The following is a 21,769-nucleotide window of genomic DNA, read 5'->3' as shown; positions in this document are numbered from 1 at the left end:
ACTAACTGTCACAAGCGAAGCTGGACGGATGCCACATGCGTTAAAATTTCTGCCAAAGTAGCGGATTCCTTACCGCGACGCTATTGACGAAACTGCTGCGCTTGATACCAAATATACCTCGTGGCACTAGCTTCACCGATTAACTGCGTCGAAACCGACCTGACAGCCGATTTTCGCGATCAATTTCTCCTCACCTACCAGCACATGTTGCTGTCCCGGGTGTTGGAAGAAAAGCTTGGTTCGCTCTATCGGGCGGGCGGTCGTATCGTCGGCGGGGTCTATCTGGGCAAAGGCCAGGAAGCTTTCAGTGCCGCATTGGGCGTGCAACTGCGGAAGGGCAGGGACATCTACGGCCCTCTGATCCGTGACCAAGCCGGTCGCATTGCCTTTGGGGAGCCAATCATCGACTGCGTCCGCACCTATCTGGGGGCGGTCACCGGCCCCATGCGCGGCCGGGATGGCAACATTCACCGTGGACGCCCGAAAGAAGGGCACCTGGCCATGATCAGCCATCTGGGCAGCCTGCTTTCAGTCGTGGCGGGCGGGCTCTTCGCCCGGCGTATGGCCGGAACTTTGGCCGACAGTATTGGGGCGACCAGTATTGGCGATGGCGGCACATCCACCGGTGCCTTCCATGAAGGTCTGAACATGGCGGCGGTGGAAAAGCTGCCCATCATTGTGAGCATTGCGAACAATCAGTACGCCTATTCCACGCCTAACACACGTCAGTATGCCTGTGAGAATCTGGTGGATCGTGCGGCGGGTTACGGCATCGAAGGCGTGACGGTGGACGCTACGGATCTCGCCTCCTGTTTGAAAGCCTTCCGGGCTGCGGTCGACAGGGCACGCGCGGGTGGCGGCCCGCAGATGATCGTGGGCACGTTGCTACGCCTGGCCGGGCATGGCGAGCACGATGACGCCTCCTACATTCCTGATACCAAGCGGCAGGGCCCCTCCGCGCGAGACTGCCTGCAGGTGGCCGAAGATTTCGCCCGTGATCGCGGCTGGATGTCCTCTGCCGATCTGCGCGAGCTCAATGAAGAGGTGCGCCGCAACGTCGACCAAACCGTTTCCAAAGTTTCCAAAGAACCAGCTCCTGATCCCTTCAAAGAAAACTGGCAGGCCCTGTCCTGCGCTGAGCTTGTGGAGGGACAGCACGAAGCATGAGCATCACTTACCTCGAAGCCATTCGAGAGGCCCAGTATGAGGCCCTGCGCGACGATCCATCGGTGTTTCTCTATGGGCAGGACATCGCCACCTTCGGCGGCGCGTTCAAAGCCACGAAGAACCTCAGCAAGGAATTTCCGAACCGCGTTTTTGATGCACCCATCAGCGAAGACGCGATGGTCGGCATGGCCATAGGCGCGGCGGTGGAGGGTGCCCGGCCCATCATTGAGATGCAGTTCGCCGATTTCTCCTCCATCGGCTTCAATCAGATCGTCAATCAGGCGGCCACGCTCTACTGGCGCACAAACGTGCCGTGCCCCATCACCATCCGTCTGCCTTCCGGCGGCACGGCTGGCAGCGGCCCGTTTCACAGCCAGTCCATGGAGGCCCTTTACGCGCACTATCCCGGCCTCGTGATCGTCACGCCTGCCACGGTGGAGGATGCTTACTGGATGCTGCTGGACAGCGTGAAGCTGAACGACCCCGTCATCTTCTGCGAGCACAAGTTCCTCTACTACCATCTCAAGGCCGACCAGATCGGCGACCGCGAGCTGCCCATCGGCAAGGCGCGCATCGCACGTCCGGGCCGCCACGCTACCATCGTGACGTACAGCGCCATGGTGCATGAAGCCCTGCGTGCCGCAGAGGAACTGCAGCTCGATGGTTATCAAATCGAAGTCGTCGATCTCCGCTCCGTGAAGCCCATGGACACGGACACTATCCTGGCCTCCGTCGCCCGTACCGGGCGTCTGCTCGCCCTCGGCGAGGCCTTCCCTTGGGGCGGCGTCACGGCGGAAATCATCGCCCGCGTCACCACAGATGGCTTCCATCTGCTGGATGCACCACCCATGCGTCTGAACTCCAAGGACACGCCGATCCCGTATCATCCGAATCTCTGGAAGTCGCATCGTCCCACCACCTCCACCATCGCGGCCGCTCTTCGGCGTTTGCTGCGCAATTAATCAGCCTCCCGTTTTTTCAGCATTCCGTCATGCGCACCATTCCCATCTTGATGCCTCAGCTTGGCGAGTCCATCGCCGAAGCCACCATCATTCGTATTTTGGTCGAGCCCGGTCGTGTGGTTGAGGCGGGCTGTGATCTCTTTGAAGTCGAGACGAACAAGGCCACCATGGCCGTCACCGCGCCATGCGCCGGCACCATTGGCCAGATCGTGGCCACTGCGCAGACCAGCTACGCCGTCGGCTCCACGCTCGCCGCTTTTGAGATCACCTTGGAAAATGCCCAGTCGCTGGGTCTGACGGATGAGCCCAAGCCTGCGGCCTCAACGCAGAGCTCTTCCCGCGCTGGCTCAGAAGAAGTGGAGAACCTCCACTTCAAGATCAGCGACAACGACGTCATCTCCACGCGCCAGCCTACCGTCGAGCCTGTTGTGGGAGGCCTGCCGGTTCCTGCCGGCGCCACGGGTGCGAGCTACATTTCCCCACGCATGCGTGCCCGCATGCTGGAGCTGGGTCTGAACGCCTCCGACCTCGCCGGCGTGCCCGGCACGGGTGCAGGCGGCCGTGTGACCGTCGAAGATTTTGAAGCCTTCCTGCGTGCGCTGGAGCAGCACCGCATGACGCCGGCCTCGCCCATGCGCATCGCCGTGGCGGATTCCATGCGCCGCAGCTGGACGCGCCCGCTCGCCACTGTGGGAAGCCCCATCATGCTGGATGCCATGCTCGCGCATCGCAAAAAGACCGATCCCAAGCCCGGCCCCGCGCTCTACGTCATTCGTGCCCTCGCTTTGGCGCTGGCTGAAAACACCGCGTTCGCAGGACGCTTGGTGGGCAATCGCATCGTACATCCGCTCGCCATCGACATCGGCTTCGCCGTGGAAGTGGATGACGGCGTCATGGTGCCCACCCTGCGTGAAGTGGAAAAGACCCCGCTCGTGAAACTGGTGCCCACGTACAACAAGCTCGTCGAGCAGGCCCGTGCACGCCGCCTGCCAAATGATGTGAAGCGTCCCGGCATCGCCACCGTGACCAATTTTGGCACCTTCGGCATTGTGTGGGCCACTCCCATCCCGCTGCCCGAGCAGAATCTCGTCCTTGGCCTTGGGGCCGGCAGCAAAGTGCCGCACTGGAGTGAGGAAGTGAACATGTTCATCCCCGTCACCGAAGCCGAGCTGACGTTGAGCTTTGACCACCGCGTGCTTGATGGTGGGGGCGCCGGCCGCCTGCTCAAACGTGTGGCCGAACTGCTGCAGAAACCCGAACTGCTCTGAGGTACGACAGACACTCCTGTCTGTCGGCCAGCGCCCCCCGCCAGCTGCCAAGCGTTCCATTCATCCCAACCGCGAACGCCATGCACGACAAACCCACGCTGCGCCAGGTCATGCGGGAACGACTGCGTGCCATGGATGAGGCCACGCGCAGTGAGGCGAGTGTGCACATCGCTGCCCACCTCAAGCACCTGGCCTCCACCTGGCCTGCCGGTGTTACCGTTGCCCTCTTTGGTGGTTTGAAAAATGAGCCTGATCTCGTGACGCATCTGCTGCCTGCCTTGCACGCACAAGGAGTCCGCACCTGCTTCTTCCAAATCGAACATCAGGCGCTTCAGCCACGGCAGGTGCGCTCCATGGAGGACCTGCATCGCGGCCAGATGAACGTCTGGGAGCCGAATCCGCAATGTCCGCACATCGACATCGCTGAGCTCGATATCATCCTCGTTCCCGGTCTCGCCTTCACCCATGGTGGGAAACGACTTGGGCGCGGTGGTGGCTATTACGACCGCCTGCTGGCTCATCCCCAATGCCGCGCCGAACGCATCGCCGTGGCCTTCGATGTCCAGATTGTGGATCACATCACCGTCGAGTTTCACGATCAGCACATCCATCAAATCATCACTGATTCCGGCTTGATCCAGCCTGCTGCGTCTGATTAGTGAGCATCCGTGGTTGATGGCATTGATTCCAGCCATTCGGCATTCGTCATTTCTCCTCTCATGAAGCTCATTCTCGAAATCGTCAGCTCCGGCACCGCCTATCTGGAGAAACGCAAGATCGACGAAGCCCGGCTGAACATGGAGCATCTGCTGGCCCATGTCCTGGGGTGTCGTCGGCTGGATCTCTACCTGCGCTTCAGCGAGCCCGTGCCGGAGGAGGATCTCGTGACGCTGCGCGAGTTGCTGCGCCGCCGTGGGGAAGGGGAGCCGCTGCAGCATCTGCTCGGCACCGTCGAATTCTGCGGCCATGAATTTGTGAGCGATCACCGCGCCCTCATCCCGCGCCCGGAAACGGAAACGCTCGTGGAACTTGTGCTCAAAAAATGCGCCACCGCACCTGCACGCGTGCTCGACATGGCCACCGGTTCCGGCTGCATCGGGCTCAGCTTGTCCAAAGCCTGGCCGCTCAGCGAAGTCATCCTGGCAGACATCAGCGAAGACGCCCTCGACCTCGCCCGTCTCAATGCCTCGCGCCTCAGTGCCAACGTCAAACTTCTGCGCAGCGACCTCTTCGAAAAGATCACCGGCAGCTTCGACGTCATCGTTGCCAATCTTCCCTACATCCCCAGCGCCGAGATTCCCACTCTCAGCATCGAGGTGAAGCGTGATCCCGTCCTTGCTCTTGATGGCGGACCTGACGGCCTGCGAATCGTGGAGCGCTTTCTGAATGATGCACTGCCGCATCTCAACTCAGGGGCGCTCATCGCGCTCGAAGTGGGGCATGATCAGGGGGCGCCGGTAGCGACGCGTTGCACCGAGCTCGGCTATCTGAATGCCAGCACAGCGGCAGATCTGGCGGGGATTCACAGGTTTGTGTTTGCGGTGGCTCCTCCAAGTCATCTTGCAGATGCTGTGCCTTGATGGGTGGAGGCGTAACTGAGGTGCCTTTGAATTTGGCTAGGCCCAAATGAAGCAAGCTTCATCATCATGATGTGACTTGAAAGTTATCGTACGAGCCATGCTGAAAATTCAAAGGATTGACCAAGAGCTGCTCGAACATCCAAAATATCACAAGAGGGGTTGGATCGGAGTGGATCTCGATGGCACCTTGGCCATGGCTGACCCCGACGCTGAGCCGCATTGCATTGGCGTTCCCGTGCCGCACATGCTTAAGCGGGTGAAGCATTGGATCGAAACGGGCCGCACCGTCAAAATCTTCACCGCTCGTGCCGGTAACGTTCAGGATGAGGAGCGAATTCATCAATGGTGTACTCGTCACGGGCTGTCGAAGCTGGAAATCACCAATCGCAAAGATCACAAAATGCTCGCCTTGTGGGATGACCGCGCCGTGTGCGTTGTCAGGAATACGGGTCTCCCCATTCTTCCTGGGTCGATGTCCTTGTGGCAGTCCGTGCGTCTGCGCTTGGTACAGATGATTGGAGGCAGTGCTTTCATGGAGGCAGACCGCCGCCAATTGAAGGATCATTTTCCTGTGGCGAATGAAGCCGGACGGGAAATGTGCGAATTTGGAGGATAAGCTTCCACGCTGCAATGACCGTGGAACTTCTTCATAGAAATTTACCGAGGCGCTTACTTGGGAGTCACGGCAAAGCCCGGATGTCGTTTGGTGATGCCTTTGTCAAAAGTTGCCACGGTTTTACACCCCATCTCGCGACAACGATCAACGATGAGTTCGTCTGACAAATCCGCGCCTTGGCGAATTGCACGCAAGGCACCACGAATTCTGCTTTCATCCTCAAAGATCAAATTGTGAACAGTTAGCAACCGGCCAAATGCCTCGGCGATCTCTTGCGCGCTCCATTGGTAGATTGTGCTGAGCACCCAGTCGGTCTCAATTAGCACCAGATCTGGAACGAAGAAGGTCGCACCCTTTTTCAGCAGCAGGGTCAGCACAGCCCGCAATTGTGCTTCGTCATCTTGTGCGAGATAGCGCACCAGCACATTGGTGTCTAACCCTGTCATTTTGACGATTTCTTGAAGCTTTTGGCCGCACCTTGGAGCACCGCATTTTTCATGTCCGATATGCTGACAGGATTGGTCGGTTTTTTCTTCGGAAAAGTATCGGCGATATCTTTGAAGGTTGCCGACTTTGTCGTGAGGAGAACCTTGCCGTCCTCCAGGACTTCATAAGCTAGAATCGACGAGGGCTTGGCTCCCAGCAGAGTTGCGATAGCCTTGGGCAGCGTCGTCTGATTTTTGGAAGTCAGAGTGGAAGAATAAGTCATGCAAGGAATCTCGCTGATTTCCGTGATTTCGTCAATTTGCATTCCCTCACAGCTCCCCCATCCCGCCACGCTTGATCCAGGCGTTGAGCGGTTCGAACTGGGAGACGTCGAGAGTGATGCCGCAGCCGAAGGGAGCAGTGTTCACGCTCTGAAGATCCAGCCTGCCATTTTCGATGATCAAAGTCGCGAAGCCCTGGGCGTGGCGGTGGTACAATCCGGCATGGGTGGTGAGCGCGGCGTCCTGCGTGGCGGCGGAGTGCATGCTGAGGCCGCGGAAGTAGTGGTGGCCGTTGCGCTCCACATGGGTGACACCCAGCAGGGCCATGACGCTGAGGTCCTGCAGCAGGGCCACGGGGCCGACGTTGGCGAGGTCTTCGCCGCTGAGGATGGGGCCGCCGAGAATGTGCGGGGTGCGCTTCTTGAGCAGCGCGGCATTGGCGAGACCTTTGACGATGCCTTTGCAGTTCTTGTGGCTGGTGCCGCGATAGCCGAGATCAAGGGCGCGCGGGAGATCGGCGAGGGAGCCGTCGCTTTCGTCAATGATCATGCCGGGGCCTTCGGTCCATGATTGCAGGGTCGCAGCCACATCATCGTTCAGAGCTTGTGAACGATGCAGCGGCTGCTCGATGAGGAGCAAGTTTTGGAACAGCGGCGCCAGTGCGGCATCGGCGCTGAGCGTCGCGTAGAATTCGCGGAAGGCGGCGAGGTCGTAGAACTGCTCGTTGCCATCGAGAGTGGCGTGGAAGCCGGAGCTGCAGTTCGCGGTGATGATGCGGGTGATCTCGCGCAGGCGTGGCAGGTCGGTCTCGGGTTTGCCGCAGACTTTGATTTTGAAATAGCGCAGGCCGTAGGCGCGGATGTTTTCCTCCAGCGTGTAAGGCAGGCCGTCGTCGAGTGTGCCATCGGCGGCGCTGAGAGGATCGCCGAGGCCGACGGTGTGGCGTGCATTCAGATGCGTCAGAGGTGCAGGTGCGATGACATCCTCCACGCGCATGCCGCGCAGTTCTTCGCGCACGGCACCGAGATCAATGCCGAGCACATCGGAGCGCAGCACGGCGTGCAGGGGCTGGCCCAGGGCTTTGCACAGGCTGTCGAGCACGGCGCGTTCGATCAGGCTCACGCCCAGATTGGCGAGCAGGGAGGGCACCTCTTTGACCTTGGCCCAGTTGCTTTGTTCGGCGTAGAGGTTCTGCCACCAGGCGAAGAAGCCCGTGGGTTTTTCTGCGGCGAGCCGGGCGATGCGTGAGGCATTCTGAATGACGGCGATCATCTCCGCGAGATCGAGCTCGAAGGGCGTGTCCGGATTCTTGGTGAACCACTTCGGCGGCAGGCCTTCGCTGGCGAGTCCGCTCACGGCTTTGCCATCCACGACCAGATTCGCCGTCACGAAGAGGTGCGGCAGCGCGTTCATGCTGGCGATGCCGTACTTGAACGGGAACCGCGTGTGCATGGGCAGCACGTGGAAGTGGAAGGACTCGAGGGTGAAGGTCATGGAAAGGAAAAGACCTTTCAATGGTCATGCGGTCAAGGAGTCAAGAGGTGGCGAAATCGATGAATCGTTTTCGCATTCCTGTTTGTCCGCGATCATGCCGCTCCGCTACCATCGACTGACACCGTTGCGCAGTGAATCCGGCGCTGAGGGCCAGCGCCGCGAGAGTGAAAAAGACTGCTCGTTCCGGCTTACTCCACCAGATACAAAATACGTCCACAAGCTTCACACTGCGTGAGCTTTTCCGACTGCTTCAGGGACTGGATGACCCCGACGACCACCTTCATGTGGCAGCCGCCGCACATGGCGTTTTCCATCGGCACGATGGCGGCATCGCCTTTTTTGGTGAAGATGCGGGTGTAAAGATCCAGGGCATCAGGATCGATCGGTTCGGCCAGTTTGGCGCGTTCGGCGTTGAGATCGTCGAGGCGCTTTTTCACGCCCACACCCCGCTCTTCCAGATTTTTCAGTTCCTCGTTCACGCGGACCTGGGTGGCAGCCAGCTTGGCTTGCGCCTCCTTCAGCTTCTCCTTGGCGGCTTCGAGGGCCTCCATTTGCTCCAGTTCGCCGTCTTCCAGCTTGGTCACATCGGCCTCGTAGCGTTTGATTTCATGACCGAGGGCGGCGAATTCGTCGTTCTTGCGCGTCTCGAACTGCTGGTCCTGCAGGCGCTTGATGGAGGTCTGGCGCGTCTGGACATCGAGCTGAATGTTTTTGATCTTCACCTCGACTTCCTTCATGGCCAGATTCGCGGCATCCACGGCGGCCTGATCTCCCGCGAGCTGCATTTTGGCCCGGGTTTGCATCGTGGGGATGTCCTTGAGGTCTTTCTGCAGGGCACGAATGCGCTGGTCACGTTCCTGAAGCTGAATGAGTTTCGTGATGTCTTGAAGCATGTGCATGGATGTAAGCCGAAACGGCGAAGGAGCACAAGCTCTCTATTGTCGGGTTCGGTGCGGGTTTTGGCCGCTTGCCCCGCGAAGAGGGCCACCTCGAACTTCGAACTGCTTGACCAGACCCTTACCCGGCGAAAAGGTACACCCCTTCCATTTCCTTCACTCCCTCAATCCATTCCCTCGTGAAACCCACTCTCCTCATCCTCGCTGCCGGCATGGGCAGCCGTTACGGCGGCCTCAAACAACTCGATGCGATGGGACCTGCGGGCGAGGTGGTGCTGGATTACTCCGTCTTTGATGCGATCCGCGCCGGCTTCGGCAAGGTGGTCTTCGTCATCCGCCGTGACTTTGAGGAGCTCTTCCGCACCCAGATCGGCTCCAAGTATGCAGGCCGCATCGCCGTGGATTACGCGTTTCAGGATCTGCACGATCTTCCTGCCGGGTTCACCGTGCCGGAAGGCCGCACCAAGCCATGGGGCACCGCGCACGCGCTGCTCGCTGCCGAGAAGGTGGTGAATGAGCCCTTCCTCATGATCAATGCCGATGACTTCTACGGCCAGGACGCCTTCAAAAAGATCGCCGCAGATCTCATCCAGCCTCGTCCGCAGGATGGCAAAAGCCACTGGTCCATGGTGGGCTTCTACCTGAAGAACACCCTCTCCGATCACGGCAGCGTGTCCCGTGGCGTCTGCACCTGCGATGCCAATGGAATGCTGAGCACCGTCTTGGAAATGACCAAGATTTTCAAATGCGACACCGGCGCGGAAAACCGCGAGGTGGAGGGTGCTTACGTCCCGCTCACCGGCAATGAAGTTGTGTCCATGAACTTCTTCGGCTTCACCCCCGACATCTTCGCGCACCTGCGCGCCGCCTTCGCCGCCTTCCTTGCCGAGCGAGGCACCGAGCTCAAATCCGAGTGCTACGTACCCGCTCAGGTCGATGCCCTCATTGCCGCCGGCAAAGCCGATGTGCGTGTCCTCGAAACCACCGGCAAGTGGTTCGGCGTCACCTATCCTGAAGACAAGGCGGAAGTCGTCGCGAGCATCCGCGCGCTGATTGATGCGGGTGAGTACCCGCAGTCGCTCTGGGGCTGAAGCTCTCGCCTAGTTTGGCAGCAACCGCTCCACGCTCCGCATCGTCGCTCCTTCGTGAATCTTGAGCGCATCATGGCCTGCCTGCGCCATGCGCTTTGCTTTGGCCTGATCCTGCAGCAGCGTGCGGCAGGCGGATTCCAGCTCTGCAAAATCCGCGACCTGTTGCGCGCCTCGGTGCTTCAGCAGCAGATCCACCAGCGGCGTGAAGTTTTCCATGTGCGGGCCAAAGAGCACCGGCTTTTGCGCCAGCGCAGCCTCGGCGGGGTTTTGGCCGCCTTCAGCGAGGAAGCTCTTCCCGACCACCACCAGCGTGGCGAGATGCTGCCACGCGGCGAGTTCGCCCGTGGTGTCGATCAGCAAGACGGGCGCACTGGCATTCACCCTTGAGTTGGGCACGCTGCGCAGGGCAGGGGAGATGCCGATGCTTTGCAACTCAGCGCTGATTTCCGCACGGCGCTCCACATGGCGCGGCACAATGAGCAGCGCGAGATTGCTCACCTGTTCTCGCAGACGCAGGAAGACGCGCGCGAGTTCGATCTCTTCGCCCGCATGCGTGCTGGCCGCCAGCAGCGTGGGCTGCGCCTCGGCAATGCCGGCGAGAGCGCGCACCGCATGCAGTTCCTCGATCTTGATGGCAGGCACCACTGCGCCTTCAGGGTCGTACTTGATGCTGCCGGTGAGGTGGATGCGCTCCGCATCGACTCCAAAGCCTTGCCAGCGCGCGACGTCGTCGGGTTCCTGCACCAGCACCTGCTTCAGCATGCGAAAGATCGGCCCGATGAACCAGCTGAACTTGCGGTAGCGGCGCTCGCTGCGCGGAGAGAGCCGTGCATTGACCAGTGAAATGGGAATACCGAGGCGTGAGGCGGAGGCCGTGAGGTTGGGCCACACTTCCGCCTCGACGAGCACCAACTGCGTGGGCTGAATGCGCTCCAGCATGAGACGGCCCACACCCGGCAGATCAATGGGACTGTAGATCGCAACAACGCGGCCTGCATGCTGCGCCGCCAGTTCCTCAGCGAGCGCATGACCCGTGGGCGTCGTCGTGCTGAGCACGATGCCAAGATCGGCGTTCGTTTTGAGCAGTCGGCTGATGAGTTTTTTAGCCACTCCCACTTCACCCACGCTCACGGCATGCACCCAGAAGCGTTCGCGTTGTGGCAGGGCATTGATGGCGGCCTGCGTCTCACGGGGAAAGAAGCCGAAGCGCTGGGCGAGATCCTGCCAGCGGCCATTGCGGCGGCGCATCTTGCGGATGGCTCCCGGCAGCATCAGCACGAGCCCCAAAGGCAGCGCCAGATTGTAGAGAGTGAGGCTAAGCGCTTTCGATGCCATGCGGAAGTTTGCGCAGCCAGACGATGCGGGTGGAGCCGTAATTGCGATCAGTCAGCACCTCCCAGCCGGGCCAGCTTTTCGTTTCGCGGTTGAAGTGGTGACTTTCCAGAATGAGGTGGCTCTCCGCGTGCAGCAGCGCAGGCAGAGATTCTTCAGCGAGCAGTTGCGCGACGAAATCCGTGTCCGCATCGCAGTGCGTGTACGGCGGATCGGCAAAGATGAGATCGAACTGTTTGCCGTCGCGTTGCAGCAGCGGCAACATGGTGAACACATCCCCGTGGCGCACCGTGGCCCCCGTGAGGCGGGTCTTGGCGATGTTCCGGCGGATCACCTCGCAGGCTCCTTTGTTCTCATCCACAAACATCGCGGAAGCCGCGCCCCGGCTCAGGCACTCCAGGCCGATGGCTCCTGTGCCGGCAAACAGATCCAGCACATGCGCCCCCGGGACGAGTTCCCCGAGCATCGAGAACACAGCCTGTCGCACCCGATCCTGCGTGGGCCGGGTGACGGTTTTGGGGACTTCGAGAGCAAGCCCTCCTGCACTGCCAGAAATGATACGCACCCAGTTCCTTTAGCGGTGGGCTGAAGGGATGCAAGAAAGGGCTGCAGCGGGAGGAATGGACAATGGAAAAACACCTGAGGGCACGGCCAGTCGAATCGTCGTGTGTCTGGCTGCTTGCAGGCTCGTCTTTAGCCTAAGTAAAGGAATGGCTGGTCAGCCGTGTCAGGCTTCCGCTACACGAGTTTTCTCGACAATAGGCATTTTGGCTATTATCTTTAAAGATGGAAAATATGGAAAAAGCTCTTCATTCACCATTCGGGTTCAACGACAGCACCGCTGCTCACCCCGCTAACCGAAAGCCCAGCACCTTCCCCCTGATTCAGACGGGATCCATCCATCAGCAAGACCTCCAGCTGGCACCCATCAATCCCGACTGGATTCTGGAAGGCAACCCGATTGCACGGGCCACCACCCTGGCGATCGCGGCGGACAATACACTTTCCTGTGCGGTCTGGGAGTGCCAGGCGGGCAAATTTAAGTGGGTGTTTGGCCTGGATGAGATTGTGCAGATTCTGGAAGGCGAGGTGGTGATCGAAGAACAAAACCCGGGCCGCAAGGTCCACACCCTGCGTGCCGGTGACACCGCCCTTTTTCAGGATGGAATGACCACCCTGTGGACGGTGCCCAAATACGTGAAGAAGTTCGCCATTCACCGCACCATTCCCCGTTCCTTCGTCTGGCGCCTCAAGCGCAAAATGCGTCATCTTTTAGGCCTCGTGACGAAAGCTGGACTGGGCTGCTACGGGGCCATGGTCCATTTTGAGACTGCCGTGGAGACACTGAGCATGGCGTGATTTCGGAGAGCGCGCGCGGAGAACCTCTCCTGCCGCATCCGATCCTTCGGCATCCCTTGGCTGTGAGGGCTTTCGTTGTCAGGGCAATGAATGGATGTCTCCAGCGAGAAGCGGTCCGCACACTCCGTGTGCGGTTTCCGCCGGGTGGACACAGCGATTTGACCCGGCTGCCAAACCGTCTATTCTCCCCACATGATTCCGATGGGCGACATCCAGCGCTACTGCGACGGCATTGCTGCTGCATTCAAACCGCAGCGCATCATCCTCTTCGGTTCCTATGCCTATGGCAAACCCACAGAGGAGTCGGATGTGGACGTGATGGTGGTGATGCCAAAGCAGCGCTACCGCCGTGACCTTGACACCCGTGTGCGTCGCAAGGTGCATGCGGGCTTTCCCGTCGATGTGCTGGTGGAGCCGGATGACAAACTGGCGCGCCGTGTCGCTGACCGGGAAAGTTTCATTTTGGATGTTACTCAACGAGGCAAGATCATGTATGAAGGCAGCCACGAGTGAATGGATAAAATAGGCCGAGTCGGACTATCAACTGGCCGTGTCACTGATGCGTCGGCGCAAGCCGCCCGTAAGGGATCAAGCCTGCTTCCTCTTTCAGCAGGCGTCTGAAAAATACCTCAAAGCAAGGCTGGAGGAGGCGGGAGCGAATGTTCCCAAGACGCATGATTTGGAGATGCTGATCCAGTTGTTGAGCCCTGTCGAACCGCTGTGGACCTCCCTTGTTTCCTCTGCGCAGCAGCTCACGCGTTATGCAGTGAGGTTTCGGTATCCGGGATATGAAGCTACCGCCCAGGAAATGAAAACAGCCCAGAAGGATGCCAAAGCAATCCGACAAGAAGCACGGCTTGCGTTGGGGCTGTAATGGCGCAGCGAGATGGGGACGAAAGGCGAGAAACTATCGCCATAGAGGGAGGAGTTTTGTTACCCAGATTAGTGCATCTGGACCGTGAATGGCACATCCTATTGCGAGAAGTGGGCGAGTCAGTGAACGGAGAATTGCTGGCAGGTGTGGTCCCAGCGTTTCGATGTAGCGCCGGTGCTGCTCAGGTGTCCAAGGGCGAAGTTCCGTTTTCTTTGCGGAGATGCGAGGTCGCTTCATCAGAACGATAGGCTCGACATCCATGATAAAGGCAAATGAATATTTGAATGATTTCGCGCCCTCACTTCCCATTCTTAAACACATACAGCACCCCGTCATCCGCTCCAAACAGCACGTAGTTTCCGGCCACTGCCGCTGACGTCTTCACTGGGGCACCGATTTCGTTGTGCCAGACTTCTTTGCCGGTCTTGAGGTCGAGGGCGTAGATGTAGCCGTCGTCGCAGCCGAAGAGGGCTACCTTGCCCGCGCAGATGACGGCGCTGCTGTCGATGCGGTCACGAGCGCGGAATTCCCAGAGCTGTGCGCCGGTGACGCGGTCGATGGCATGGAAGCGTTTGTCTCTGCCGCCGACAAAGACTCCCTTTTCCCAGATGGCGGGTGCGGCGTAGTACTCGAAGTCGCGCTCGCCGTATTCCCAGACCTTGGTGCCGTCGGCGATGCGGTAGGCTCCCACGCGGTTGCCGTAATGGCTGACGTAGATGACGCCGTCGGCGATGGCGACGTTGTTGCCGATGTAGGCCCCCACTTCAATCTGCCGCTCTTCCTTGCCGGTCTTCACGTCATGCACGTGCAGCACGCTGTCGCAGCCGCCGAAGACGACTTTGCCGTCTCCGACAGCGGAGCCGCCGTTGATGTAGTAACCGGTTTCAGCGGCCCACTCCTTCACGCCCGTTTTGGCATCGAGGCAGTAGATGGAATAGTCGTAGCTGCCGATGATGATTTTCTGCGCCTTGGTTTCGGGATTCGTCCAGGCATTGGCGGCAGCGTGGATCTCGGCCTGCGTTTCAAACTTCCAGACTTCCTTGCCGGTGTCGGCGTTCCTGGCATAGACGAAGCCATCCTGACAGCCGACGACGACGAGTTCGCCCGCAAAGGCGGCGGCTCCGTCAAAGGCCCCCTTGGCCTCGGCCTTCCAAATCTCTTTGCCGGTGACGAGGTCGAGGCAGAAGAATTTGCCGTCCTTGCTGCCCAGATAGACCTTGCCGTTGCGCACGACGGCGCTGGAGACGAGCATTTCGGCCTGCCCCTTCGGCTTGTCCATGAGCTTGAACTGCCAGGCGAGCTCCAGCGGGAACTTGAGTTCGACGGGGGAGGTGCCCGTCATGGCCGCGTTGCCACGGGAGTCCGGCCAGTCTGCCGTTTGGGCATGCAGAAGGGCGGGGAGGAGGAGGCTGAGGAAAAGCGAGGCACGCATGAGTTTGGACTGTGAAACTGCCATGGTGTGCGCTTTGTTGCAAACAAGCCGATGTCTGATCACGATCTCCAACAGCCGCCGCCGATCCCACCTGACTTGCGGTGTGAGTATGAGGAGCGTCCGTTTCAGAATTGCACGCGCTGCGGCGAATCCCTGCCGGACTTCCCCGGTGGCTTTCAAATCTCCAAGGCCTACAAGCGCGGTGAATGCGTGATGGAGTATGCGCTGTGCGATCACTGCCGCTCGCAGATGATGGAGGAGTTTTCCCAGGAGTCGAAGAAGCGGCTGGCGCAGTTTCAGGATGAGCAGGTGACGATGGAGCGCGGCTTGGAATCGTGCGCGGTGTGCAGTGCGCGGCGCGATGCACCGGGCATGGAGGATTTTGTGATCACCGGCGTGTGCGAAGGAATCTCCCTGCTGCACAGCGTGATGATCTGTGGCAAGTGCGGCGACACCGTGCAGGGCTTCATCTCGGTGAAAACACGCGACACCTGGCGGCGCTTTGTGGATGACAATTTCCCCGGGCCGCCGCCCATGGACTCGCTGCCGGAACCGGTGGCGGTTTATCGCCCACCGGTGTCGGTGATCTCCAAGGCGTGATCGGGACGGAACTGGAGTTCATCCAGTCCGCGCTCAATGCCCGCAGCTCTCTCCTTCTGGATTGGTGTCCTCGACCTTGGCGGTGGCTTTGAGTTCTTCGAGCAGGGCGTTGAACTTTTTGTCGCGGTATTCTTCGAGGAAGCGGTTTCTCACATCGGCCTTCACTTCATCGAACGGACGCGCCACGGACGGGCGGCGGCCGGTGACGGTGCAGACATGGAAGCCGAGCTGGGTATTGAAGACTGGGCTTATCTCTCCCTCGCCCATGGAGAAGGCGATGGTTTCAAACTCCTCCATGAACTCGCCACGCTTGAACCAGCCAAGGTCAATCTGCTGCTGCTCGCCGGAGCGATGCTCTTCCGCGAGCTTGGCGAAGTCAGCTCCGGCAAGAAGCTCGGAGCGGACATCGCGCATGGCTTGATAAATCTCCTGACGGCTGGTCGCACCTGAGAGACCTTTGGTGATGTGGGAGGCCTGGATCTCTTCCTCGGTCATGTAGTGCTTGAGATTGGCCTCATAGCAGGCTCTCAGCTCGGCCTCGGTCGGCTCCGGCTCAGGGGCGTAGATTTCCTGCAGCGTTTTGTCCAGCCGGACACCGCCTGCCACGTTCTCGCGGACGAGCGCCTCGTCTTTGACCTGCATGCCGATGTTCATGTAGAACTGCGTTTCGCCACCGGCTTCGTCCATGAGCTTGGTCAGGCGTGCCGTGATGTCTTCCTCAGAAACCTCAGGGTGACGGCGGCGGCTTTCCTGACCCAGGAGGGCGCGGGAGGTGAGGTTGTCCTTGGCGATGCCGCGGAATTCTGGGTCACGCTCACAGCAGGCCACCTGGAGGGTGCGCTCGTAGTGACTTTTGATGTGGCGGAATTCCGCTTCAATGATTTCGTCGTCGATGTGTTCGCCGTTGATGATTAGTGCCATATGGGCCGAACATGGAGCGCGGCGCGGAGGGCGCAAGGTTTGACAACAAACCCGGGGTGGCCTAGATGCAGCGCGCCATGGTTGCTTGGCCCGGCATGAAAACTGCGGGCTGGTCTGGCGTTCCTTCACGATGATGAGATTGATCCACCTTTTGATGACAGGGGCGGCCGCAGGGCTGCTGGCAAGCTGTGCAGCGCAGGGAGTGGTGCGTGCCATCCCGGTCGCACCTAATTCCCAGCATATGTATGCCGAGGGCGACAGTGCGCAGATCATGCCGGTGATGCTGCCAGAGCGGACCATGCTCGTGGCCACCTCCGGCCCCGCGATCCGTGCCGCCTCCTACCTGCTGCTGGATGCACGCACCGGGCAGCATCTGGCAGGGCGTAGTTTTGAAACCGCACGTGGGGTGGCCAGCACGCAAAAGCTGGTGACCGCCCTGGTGGTGCTGGATGCGGGAAATCTGGACAAGATGGTGCGCGTGCAATCCTCCGACGTGGCCGTGGAGCCGACGCGGCTGGGCATCCGACCGGGTGAGGTCTACTCGCGCCGTGAACTGCTCTATGCCTTTCTGGTGAAGAGCGCGAATGATGTGGCGAATGTTCTGGCGCGTGACAACGCAGGCAGCATCAGCGCCTTCACGGCCAAAATGAATGCCAAGGCGCGCGCGCTGGGCTGCGCGAACTCCAATTTCAAAAACCCCCACGGCCTCACGGTGGGCGGGCAGTACTCCACCGCACGTGACATGGCCCGGGTGGCGATGGCGGCGTATCGCAATGCGGTGATCCGTGATGTGGTGCGGCGGAAGCACTTTAGCTTCCGGCGTGCGGACGGGCGTGTGGTCGCGCTCACGAATACCAATGAACTGCTGGGCGCCATGCCTGAGTGCAACGGCATGAAAACTGGCTACACCGTGGCCAGCGGGCGTTGTCTGATCTCCAGTGCCGCCAGCGGCGGGCGGGAGGTGATCCTGGTGCAGCTCGGCACCAAGACGAAGTACATCTGGGAGGACGCCCGCATCATGATGAGATGGGGATTGCAGCGGCTGCGCTCCGGTGGCGCCTTCACAGCGGATGTGTGGACGGGAAATTGACCAACCACAAGTTGCGGCGGTTCCTTCCTGCCGCCAGAGTGCCCACCCTTCATCAACGTCCAGCCAAGAATGCCGGCCACCACCCTCGTTTGTCCTCACTGCGAAAAAACTGTCGAAATCCAGGTTTCTTCAGTGACGCGCTCGCGCCCCTGTCCTGAGTGCGGGCAGATGGTGATGCTGCAGATGGCGGAGAAGACCACCAAGACGAAGCGCCGTGCGCTGCTGATGACGCAGAATGAGCCGACAAACGCACCACCAGCTCCGAGTCCAGGTCCGGCTGCTTTTCAAGAACCTCAGCCGCTGCCCGGGGATGCCTTTGACCGCATGCGCATGGATCCTGAGATCCGGCAGTTTCGGCGTAAGTTGATGATCGGCGCGGGTGTGGTGGGCGTCATCGTGATTCTGCTTGTGGTCTGGAGCTTGATGCCTTCACCGGCCAAGAAAACTGAATCGCTTGCATCCAAACTGGCCAAAGCGGGGGGGGCGAAAGCGCAGAATGAAAACGGTGGAAAGATGGTACTGCCGCCTGATGTGGCGCTGATGCAGCCTGAAGAGCCGATGCCCCAGGTGAATTCTGGCAATCTGGTGTTTCGCCCACCCGGCAGTGAGAGCCTCAAAACCGCCAGCGCCCTGCCCCAAGTAACGGGCGGAGACCTGGCGAAGCTGGCTGCTGCGGAGGAAGTGATCGGCAAGTTTCTGGAAACTCCCACTTGGAAAGAGCGTGTCATGCTGGTGCGTGACCGCCTGCGCGTGGCGCCGCTGATGAGCTTCTACTATTCGAAGAATGCGGATGGCCCGCAGGCGTTTGATTCCATCGTTGAAGCGAAGGAACTCTCCCCCAAGTTCAGCCAGCATGTGGTGGTTTTCGAAGGCGGTGGCCGGCGCGTTGCCACGGTGGAGCACTCTGCGGCGGGGCCGCGTGTGGACTGGGAGTCCTTCGTGGGTGCAGGTGAGATGGGCTGGTCGGATTTCCTTGAATTGAAGCAGGCCGCCCCCACGCTCTTTCGGGTGTTCGTTTCTCCTGCGGGGCACTTCGAAAATCAGTTTGGGAGTCCCTCCAAGCTCCAGTGCTACAGCCTGCGCAACATTTCCGAACCCGGGGCCAAGGTGGTCTATGGCTATGCTGAGAAGGGCGGCCCGATCGCCAAGGCGCTGGACTACCAGCTGCAACTGAGTGAGGACGCCACCGTGCCGATGATTCTGCGGCTCAAATTTCCCCCGGATTCCCCGGTGGATTTTCAGGTCTGGATCAGTGATCTGGTGCAGGCTGGCTGGGTGACCCCCTGAGAGCTGGCAACCAAGATTGGCATCATTTTTCGCAAGATATGCAAGAACCTCAGGGGGGACCCGTATTTCCTCTCGAATCCAGCAACAACACCCCTCCTTCACTTTATGAAAATGCACTCACTCTGCCAAGGCAATCACCTTGATTTGCGCTCCGGTGCCAGCCGTCGTGACTTCCTCTACGTCGGCATGCTCGGCGGCCTCGGCCTGACATTGCCTGAGATGCTCCGCCTGCAGGCCGCGCAGGTCATGCCTGAAGTGGAAACCTTCAAGCCCGTCGCTGATTCCATCATTCACATCTACCTTCCAGGTGGCATGGCACAGCATGAGTCCTGGGATCCGAAGCCCTTTGCCTCGCCTGACTATCGTGGTCCGTTCACCCCGATCAAGACTTCCATCCCCGGCGAATACGTCGGTGAGAAGTTCGCGAACATCGCCAAGATCATGAACAAGCTCACCGTCATCCGTTCGATGACCCACGGTGAAGCCGCCCATGAGCGTGGCACGCACAACATGTTCACCGGCTACCGTCCAAGCCCGGCGATCAAGTTCCCAAGCTTTGGCTCCGTCATTTCCCACGAGCAGGGCAGCCGCAACAATCTGCCTCCTTATGTGGTGGTGCCAAACATGGTCGCTCCTGATCAGGGCACCGGCTACATGAGCAGCGCCTTCGGTCCCTTCGCCCTCGGCAGCGATCCTGCTGACAAAGGCTTCACCGTGCGTGATCTCCTCACCCCGAAAGACGTGGATGAGAAGCGCTTTGACCGCCGCCGCAATCTTCTGGGCACCGTGGACGAGCACTTCAAAGCCGTGGAAAAAGCCGACTCCATCAGCGCCATGGACAGCTTCTACCAGGCCGCCTATGGCCTGATCAGCAGCAAGCAGGCCCGTGAAGCCTTTGACCTCACCAAGGAATCCGACAAGCTGCGTGACGAATACGGCCGCAACACCGCCGGTCAGCGCTTCCTGCTGGCCCGCCGTCTGGTTGAAGCCGGTGTCCGCATGGTCTCCGTCAACTACGGTGGCTGGGATCACCACTCCAACATCAAGGACGCCTTCACCGGTCAGGCTCCGAACTTCGATCAGGCCTTCGCCCGCCTCATCACCGACCTCGCAGATCGCGGCATGCTCAAGCGCACGCTCGTCATGGTCAGCTCCGAATTCGGCCGCACACCCAAGGTCAATGGCACCAACGGCCGTGACCACTGGCCACGCGTGTTCTCCGTCGCCATGGCTGGTGGCGGCATGAAGGAAGGCTACATCCACGGTGCGTCTGACGCCCTCGGTGGTGAGCCCGACCGCGATGCCGTGGGTCCTGAAGATCTTGCCAAGACCATGTATCGCCTCCTCGGCATCAACAGCGAGAAGCGCATCATGGCTGACGGCGGTCGCCCGATCGACATCGTCAACGGTGGTCGCATCCTCACGGAAGCCCTCGCGTAATTCGAGGTCGCCAACTGATTCAGAGAACCCGGACAGCGATGTCCGGGTTTTTTGTGCCTGGGTACCGCGCCAGGCCTCCTCTCCTCTGTAATCGTCCTAGTCCTCCTGCTCGAACTCGTCCTTGATCTCAGATTGTTTCAGGCAATGCGGAGTTCGATCTATCCAGCGTACCCCTAGCGGTTTTCCCTCTCTCCGTCCATGACGAGGGATCATGCCCTTATCTTTCTTCGAGAAGAGGGAGTTTCAGGCACGCGCCGACAGCCTGGGATGACTTCTGCCCGAAGTCTGCCAGCGCATTTTGCGCTTAATTTGTTCAGCGTGGGCATAGCTATCTTATAAAAGAACGCCAGTCAGACGACAGTACCCACCCGTGAAGACTACCGTTCACCCAGACAGCTCAAAACTGGAGCATCGGCTGAAAACCATCGGCAACACTTGTGATGTGAGCTGCAATGAGATGCTGTACCGCTTCGTCAATCCCACCTACTCAAAAGCCGCTGACATTACGAGCGGTGCCGGTGCCCTGCACTCCTCGGGCAGATGGCACACCAAGGGAGCTGCCAGATTGAGCTATACCGCGCTTACGCCGGAGACCGCACTGGCAGAAGCGCAGGCTCATGTGCGTTATTACGCGCTGCCGCCCAGCAAGGCTCTTCCTCGCACACTGGTGGCCCTCAAGTTCAAAGCCAGGTGCGTGCTTGATCTGCGGGACGGAAAGGTGCGCCGGATACTGCAACTCTCCGAAGACACCATTCGCCATCTGGACTGGCGGGTAGAGAACCAGTCGGGCCAGGAGTCCATCACACAGGCTTGGGGGAAAGCCTTCGCTGACGCCGGTTTCGAAGCGGTCATCGTCCCGAGCGCCGCAGATTCCTCTGGCGCGAACGCACTCGTTTTCCCTGAAAATTTGCTACCGGGCAGCCAGTTTGAAGTGGATCAAGAAGTGATATCGCCTTAACAATCCTGCAATTTTGCAGGATTGTTGTTGCGCGTCCCGGGCGTCAGAGGCATGGTTGTCTCATGAGAAGCGCTGCGACCCAGAAGCCCGTGACTTGGCAGCAGGCCAGGGAGAGCGGGACCGCGTTGTTCGTATGGCGCAGAAACATCGGTTTAAATCGGTGTGTCTTTGCGCGGCTATCCAATTTTTCGGAGCGGACCCTTGCCACCTATGAAAAGCAAAAAAAGCTTTCCGCTCCAGTGCAGGCGCAGGTCACAGAAGCCGTGCGCCTTGTGAAGGCATTGCTGGAATTGATCCCGGCGGAGGATCTGTCTGCATGGTTGCAAAAACCCAATCCAGGCTTCAAAGACCGCAGCCCGTGGACGCTGATCGAGAACGGTGAAAGAGATGTGATATGGGAGATGATCCATCAGACCCGCCACGGAGCCTTTGCGTGAACCCGTCTCTGAAGAACTTCAGCGGAAAAAGGCGGTAGCTGGAGCAGATGAGTATTCACGCCAGATGCCCCAGCGCCAGCATGCCGTAGTAGGTGTACTCGCAGTCCAGCATGTCATCGGTCCAGTTGCCGTGGAAGCCGCCGGTGGCATTCCAGAGTGAATCGACAAAGTCGAGGCAGGGTTCCTTGAGGCGGGAGTAATCCGCCTGCACGGCATCCAGAGCATGCAGGGCCACGGCGGTGGAGAGCAGGTCGGGCA

General features: G+C 59.8%; 23 protein-coding genes and 2 pseudogenes. 16 read left to right on the top strand and 9 right to left on the bottom strand.

The genetic code is table 11. The features are described from left to right. Positions 1-120 precede the first annotated feature (120 nt). From WAW39_RS14005 to WAW39_RS13980, 6 genes are all read left to right on the top strand, one after another. Complete coding sequence (locus WAW39_RS14005; RefSeq protein ID WP_422319821.1) at positions 121-1,167, top strand: thiamine pyrophosphate-dependent dehydrogenase E1 component subunit alpha; 1,047 nt, start codon at positions 121-123, stop codon at positions 1,165-1,167. Continuing rightward, positions 1,164-2,129 carry an alpha-ketoacid dehydrogenase subunit beta gene (locus WAW39_RS14000; protein WP_422319820.1) on the top strand — a complete coding sequence of 322 codons (966 nt, stop codon included), beginning with the start codon at positions 1,164-1,166 and terminating at the stop codon, positions 2,127-2,129. Before WAW39_RS14005 ends, WAW39_RS14000 begins: the two co-directional genes overlap by 4 nt. Positions 2,130-2,158: 29 nt before the next feature. Continuing rightward, positions 2,159-3,397, top strand: a complete 1,239-nt coding sequence (locus WAW39_RS13995) for a dihydrolipoamide acetyltransferase family protein (protein WP_422319819.1) — start codon at positions 2,159-2,161, stop codon at positions 3,395-3,397. Between the two features lie 80 nt (positions 3,398-3,477). After that, positions 3,478-4,056, top strand: a complete 579-nt coding sequence (locus WAW39_RS13990; protein ID WP_422319818.1) for a 5-formyltetrahydrofolate cyclo-ligase — start codon at positions 3,478-3,480, stop codon at positions 4,054-4,056. Between the two features lie 60 nt (positions 4,057-4,116). Next, positions 4,117-4,977, top strand: coding sequence for a peptide chain release factor N(5)-glutamine methyltransferase (gene prmC / locus WAW39_RS13985; RefSeq protein WP_422319817.1), 861 nt, complete (start codon positions 4,117-4,119; stop codon positions 4,975-4,977). 97 nt (positions 4,978-5,074) lie between these two features. After that, positions 5,075-5,593, top strand: coding sequence for a hypothetical protein (locus WAW39_RS13980; RefSeq protein WP_422319816.1), 519 nt, complete (start codon positions 5,075-5,077; stop codon positions 5,591-5,593). 53 nt (positions 5,594-5,646) lie between these two features. Here the strand turns inward: WAW39_RS13980 and WAW39_RS13975 are convergent, their stop codons facing one another. The 4 genes from WAW39_RS13975 to WAW39_RS13960 form a co-directional block, all read right to left on the bottom strand. Beyond that, a complete protein-coding gene (locus WAW39_RS13975) occupies positions 5,647-6,039 on the bottom strand; it encodes a PIN domain-containing protein (protein ID WP_422319815.1) in 393 nt (130 codons plus the stop codon). Beyond that, on the bottom strand, positions 6,036-6,344 hold the full coding sequence (locus tag WAW39_RS13970; protein WP_422319814.1) for an AbrB/MazE/SpoVT family DNA-binding domain-containing protein: 309 nt from the start codon (positions 6,342-6,344) through the stop codon (positions 6,036-6,038). The genes WAW39_RS13975 and WAW39_RS13970 overlap by 4 nt, the downstream gene beginning before the upstream one ends. Positions 6,345-6,348: 4 nt before the next feature. Beyond that, complete coding sequence (locus WAW39_RS13965; RefSeq protein WP_422319813.1) at positions 6,349-7,794, bottom strand: hypothetical protein; 1,446 nt, start codon at positions 7,792-7,794, stop codon at positions 6,349-6,351. Positions 7,795-7,982: 188 nt separating this feature from the next. Beyond that, complete coding sequence (locus tag WAW39_RS13960; protein WP_422319812.1) at positions 7,983-8,687, bottom strand: zinc ribbon domain-containing protein; 705 nt, start codon at positions 8,685-8,687, stop codon at positions 7,983-7,985. A 182-nt stretch (positions 8,688-8,869) separates the two neighbouring features. On the opposite strand from WAW39_RS13960, the gene WAW39_RS13955 reads away from it, so the two are divergent. Beyond that, positions 8,870-9,781 (top strand): nucleotidyltransferase family protein, encoded by a 912-nt coding sequence (locus WAW39_RS13955; protein ID WP_422319811.1) that lies wholly within the window; start codon positions 8,870-8,872, stop codon positions 9,779-9,781. A 9-nt stretch (positions 9,782-9,790) separates the two neighbouring features. Here WAW39_RS13955 and WAW39_RS13950 read toward each other — a convergent pair whose 3' ends face one another. Together WAW39_RS13950 and rsmD are read right to left on the bottom strand one after the other, a co-directional pair. Then, positions 9,791-11,116, bottom strand: coding sequence for a 3-deoxy-D-manno-octulosonic acid transferase (locus WAW39_RS13950; protein ID WP_422319810.1), 1,326 nt, complete (start codon positions 11,114-11,116; stop codon positions 9,791-9,793). Next, a complete protein-coding gene (rsmD, locus tag WAW39_RS13945; RefSeq protein WP_422319809.1) occupies positions 11,097-11,678 on the bottom strand; it encodes a 16S rRNA (guanine(966)-N(2))-methyltransferase RsmD in 582 nt (193 codons plus the stop codon). The genes WAW39_RS13950 and rsmD overlap by 20 nt, the downstream gene beginning before the upstream one ends. 230 nt (positions 11,679-11,908) lie before the next feature. Here rsmD and WAW39_RS13940 point away from each other — a divergent pair, with 230 nt between their 5' ends. The 3 genes and pseudogenes from WAW39_RS13940 to WAW39_RS13930 form a co-directional block, all read left to right on the top strand. Further along, positions 11,909-12,472: a cupin domain-containing protein gene (locus tag WAW39_RS13940; protein WP_422319808.1), complete on the top strand. Its 564-nt coding sequence runs from the start codon at positions 11,909-11,911 to the stop codon at positions 12,470-12,472. Between the two features lie 192 nt (positions 12,473-12,664). Then, positions 12,665-12,985 carry a nucleotidyltransferase domain-containing protein gene (locus WAW39_RS13935; RefSeq protein ID WP_422319807.1) on the top strand — a complete coding sequence of 107 codons (321 nt, stop codon included), beginning with the start codon at positions 12,665-12,667 and terminating at the stop codon, positions 12,983-12,985. 25 nt (positions 12,986-13,010) lie between these two features. After that, positions 13,011-13,346, top strand: a pseudogene (locus WAW39_RS13930) (HEPN domain-containing protein); the annotation flags it as partial. A 298-nt stretch (positions 13,347-13,644) separates the two neighbouring features. On the opposite strand, the gene WAW39_RS13925 reads toward WAW39_RS13930, so the two are convergent. Beyond that, the gene (locus tag WAW39_RS13925; RefSeq protein ID WP_422319806.1) at positions 13,645-14,778 is read right to left on the bottom strand and encodes a PQQ-binding-like beta-propeller repeat protein; all 1,134 of its coding nucleotides are present in this window, start codon (positions 14,776-14,778) and stop codon (positions 13,645-13,647) included. A 51-nt stretch (positions 14,779-14,829) separates the two neighbouring features. Here WAW39_RS13925 and WAW39_RS13920 point away from each other — a divergent pair, with 51 nt between their 5' ends. Then, positions 14,830-15,378, top strand: coding sequence for a hypothetical protein (locus WAW39_RS13920; RefSeq protein WP_422319805.1), 549 nt, complete (start codon positions 14,830-14,832; stop codon positions 15,376-15,378). Between the two features lie 33 nt (positions 15,379-15,411). On the opposite strand, the gene WAW39_RS13915 is transcribed toward WAW39_RS13920, so the two are convergent. Next, positions 15,412-16,299 (bottom strand): peptidylprolyl isomerase, encoded by an 888-nt coding sequence (locus WAW39_RS13915; RefSeq protein ID WP_422319804.1) that lies wholly within the window; start codon positions 16,297-16,299, stop codon positions 15,412-15,414. Between the two features lie 133 nt (positions 16,300-16,432). Between WAW39_RS13915 and WAW39_RS13910 the strand changes: the two genes are divergently transcribed. The 5 genes from WAW39_RS13910 (at position 16,433) to WAW39_RS13890 (ending at position 21,511) form a co-directional block, all read left to right on the top strand. Beyond that, positions 16,433-17,389 (top strand): D-alanyl-D-alanine carboxypeptidase family protein, encoded by a 957-nt coding sequence (locus tag WAW39_RS13910; protein WP_422319803.1) that lies wholly within the window; start codon positions 16,433-16,435, stop codon positions 17,387-17,389. Between the two features lie 69 nt (positions 17,390-17,458). Beyond that, the gene (locus WAW39_RS13905; RefSeq protein WP_422319802.1) at positions 17,459-18,676 is read left to right on the top strand and encodes a hypothetical protein; all 1,218 of its coding nucleotides are present in this window, start codon (positions 17,459-17,461) and stop codon (positions 18,674-18,676) included. Between the two features lie 105 nt (positions 18,677-18,781). Further along, positions 18,782-20,116 carry a DUF1501 domain-containing protein gene (locus WAW39_RS13900; RefSeq protein ID WP_422319801.1) on the top strand — a complete coding sequence of 445 codons (1,335 nt, stop codon included), beginning with the start codon at positions 18,782-18,784 and terminating at the stop codon, positions 20,114-20,116. 370 nt (positions 20,117-20,486) lie between these two features. Next, the gene (locus WAW39_RS13895; protein WP_422319800.1) at positions 20,487-21,074 is read left to right on the top strand and encodes an RES family NAD+ phosphorylase; all 588 of its coding nucleotides are present in this window, start codon (positions 20,487-20,489) and stop codon (positions 21,072-21,074) included. An 89-nt stretch (positions 21,075-21,163) separates the two neighbouring features. Continuing rightward, on the top strand, positions 21,164-21,511 hold the full coding sequence (locus WAW39_RS13890; RefSeq protein ID WP_422319799.1) for a hypothetical protein: 348 nt from the start codon (positions 21,164-21,166) through the stop codon (positions 21,509-21,511). A gap of 55 nt (positions 21,512-21,566) precedes the next feature. Here WAW39_RS13890 and WAW39_RS13885 read toward each other — a convergent pair. Then, a pseudogene (locus WAW39_RS13885) lies at positions 21,567-21,769 on the bottom strand (hypothetical protein); the annotation flags it as partial.

It is taken from the genome of Prosthecobacter sp. (assembly GCF_049294395.1).
Taxonomy (GTDB): Bacteria; Verrucomicrobiota; Verrucomicrobiia; order Verrucomicrobiales; family Verrucomicrobiaceae; genus Prosthecobacter.
The sequence above is the reverse complement of the archived record's forward strand: the minus strand, read 5'-3'. Positions and strand labels throughout refer to the sequence as shown.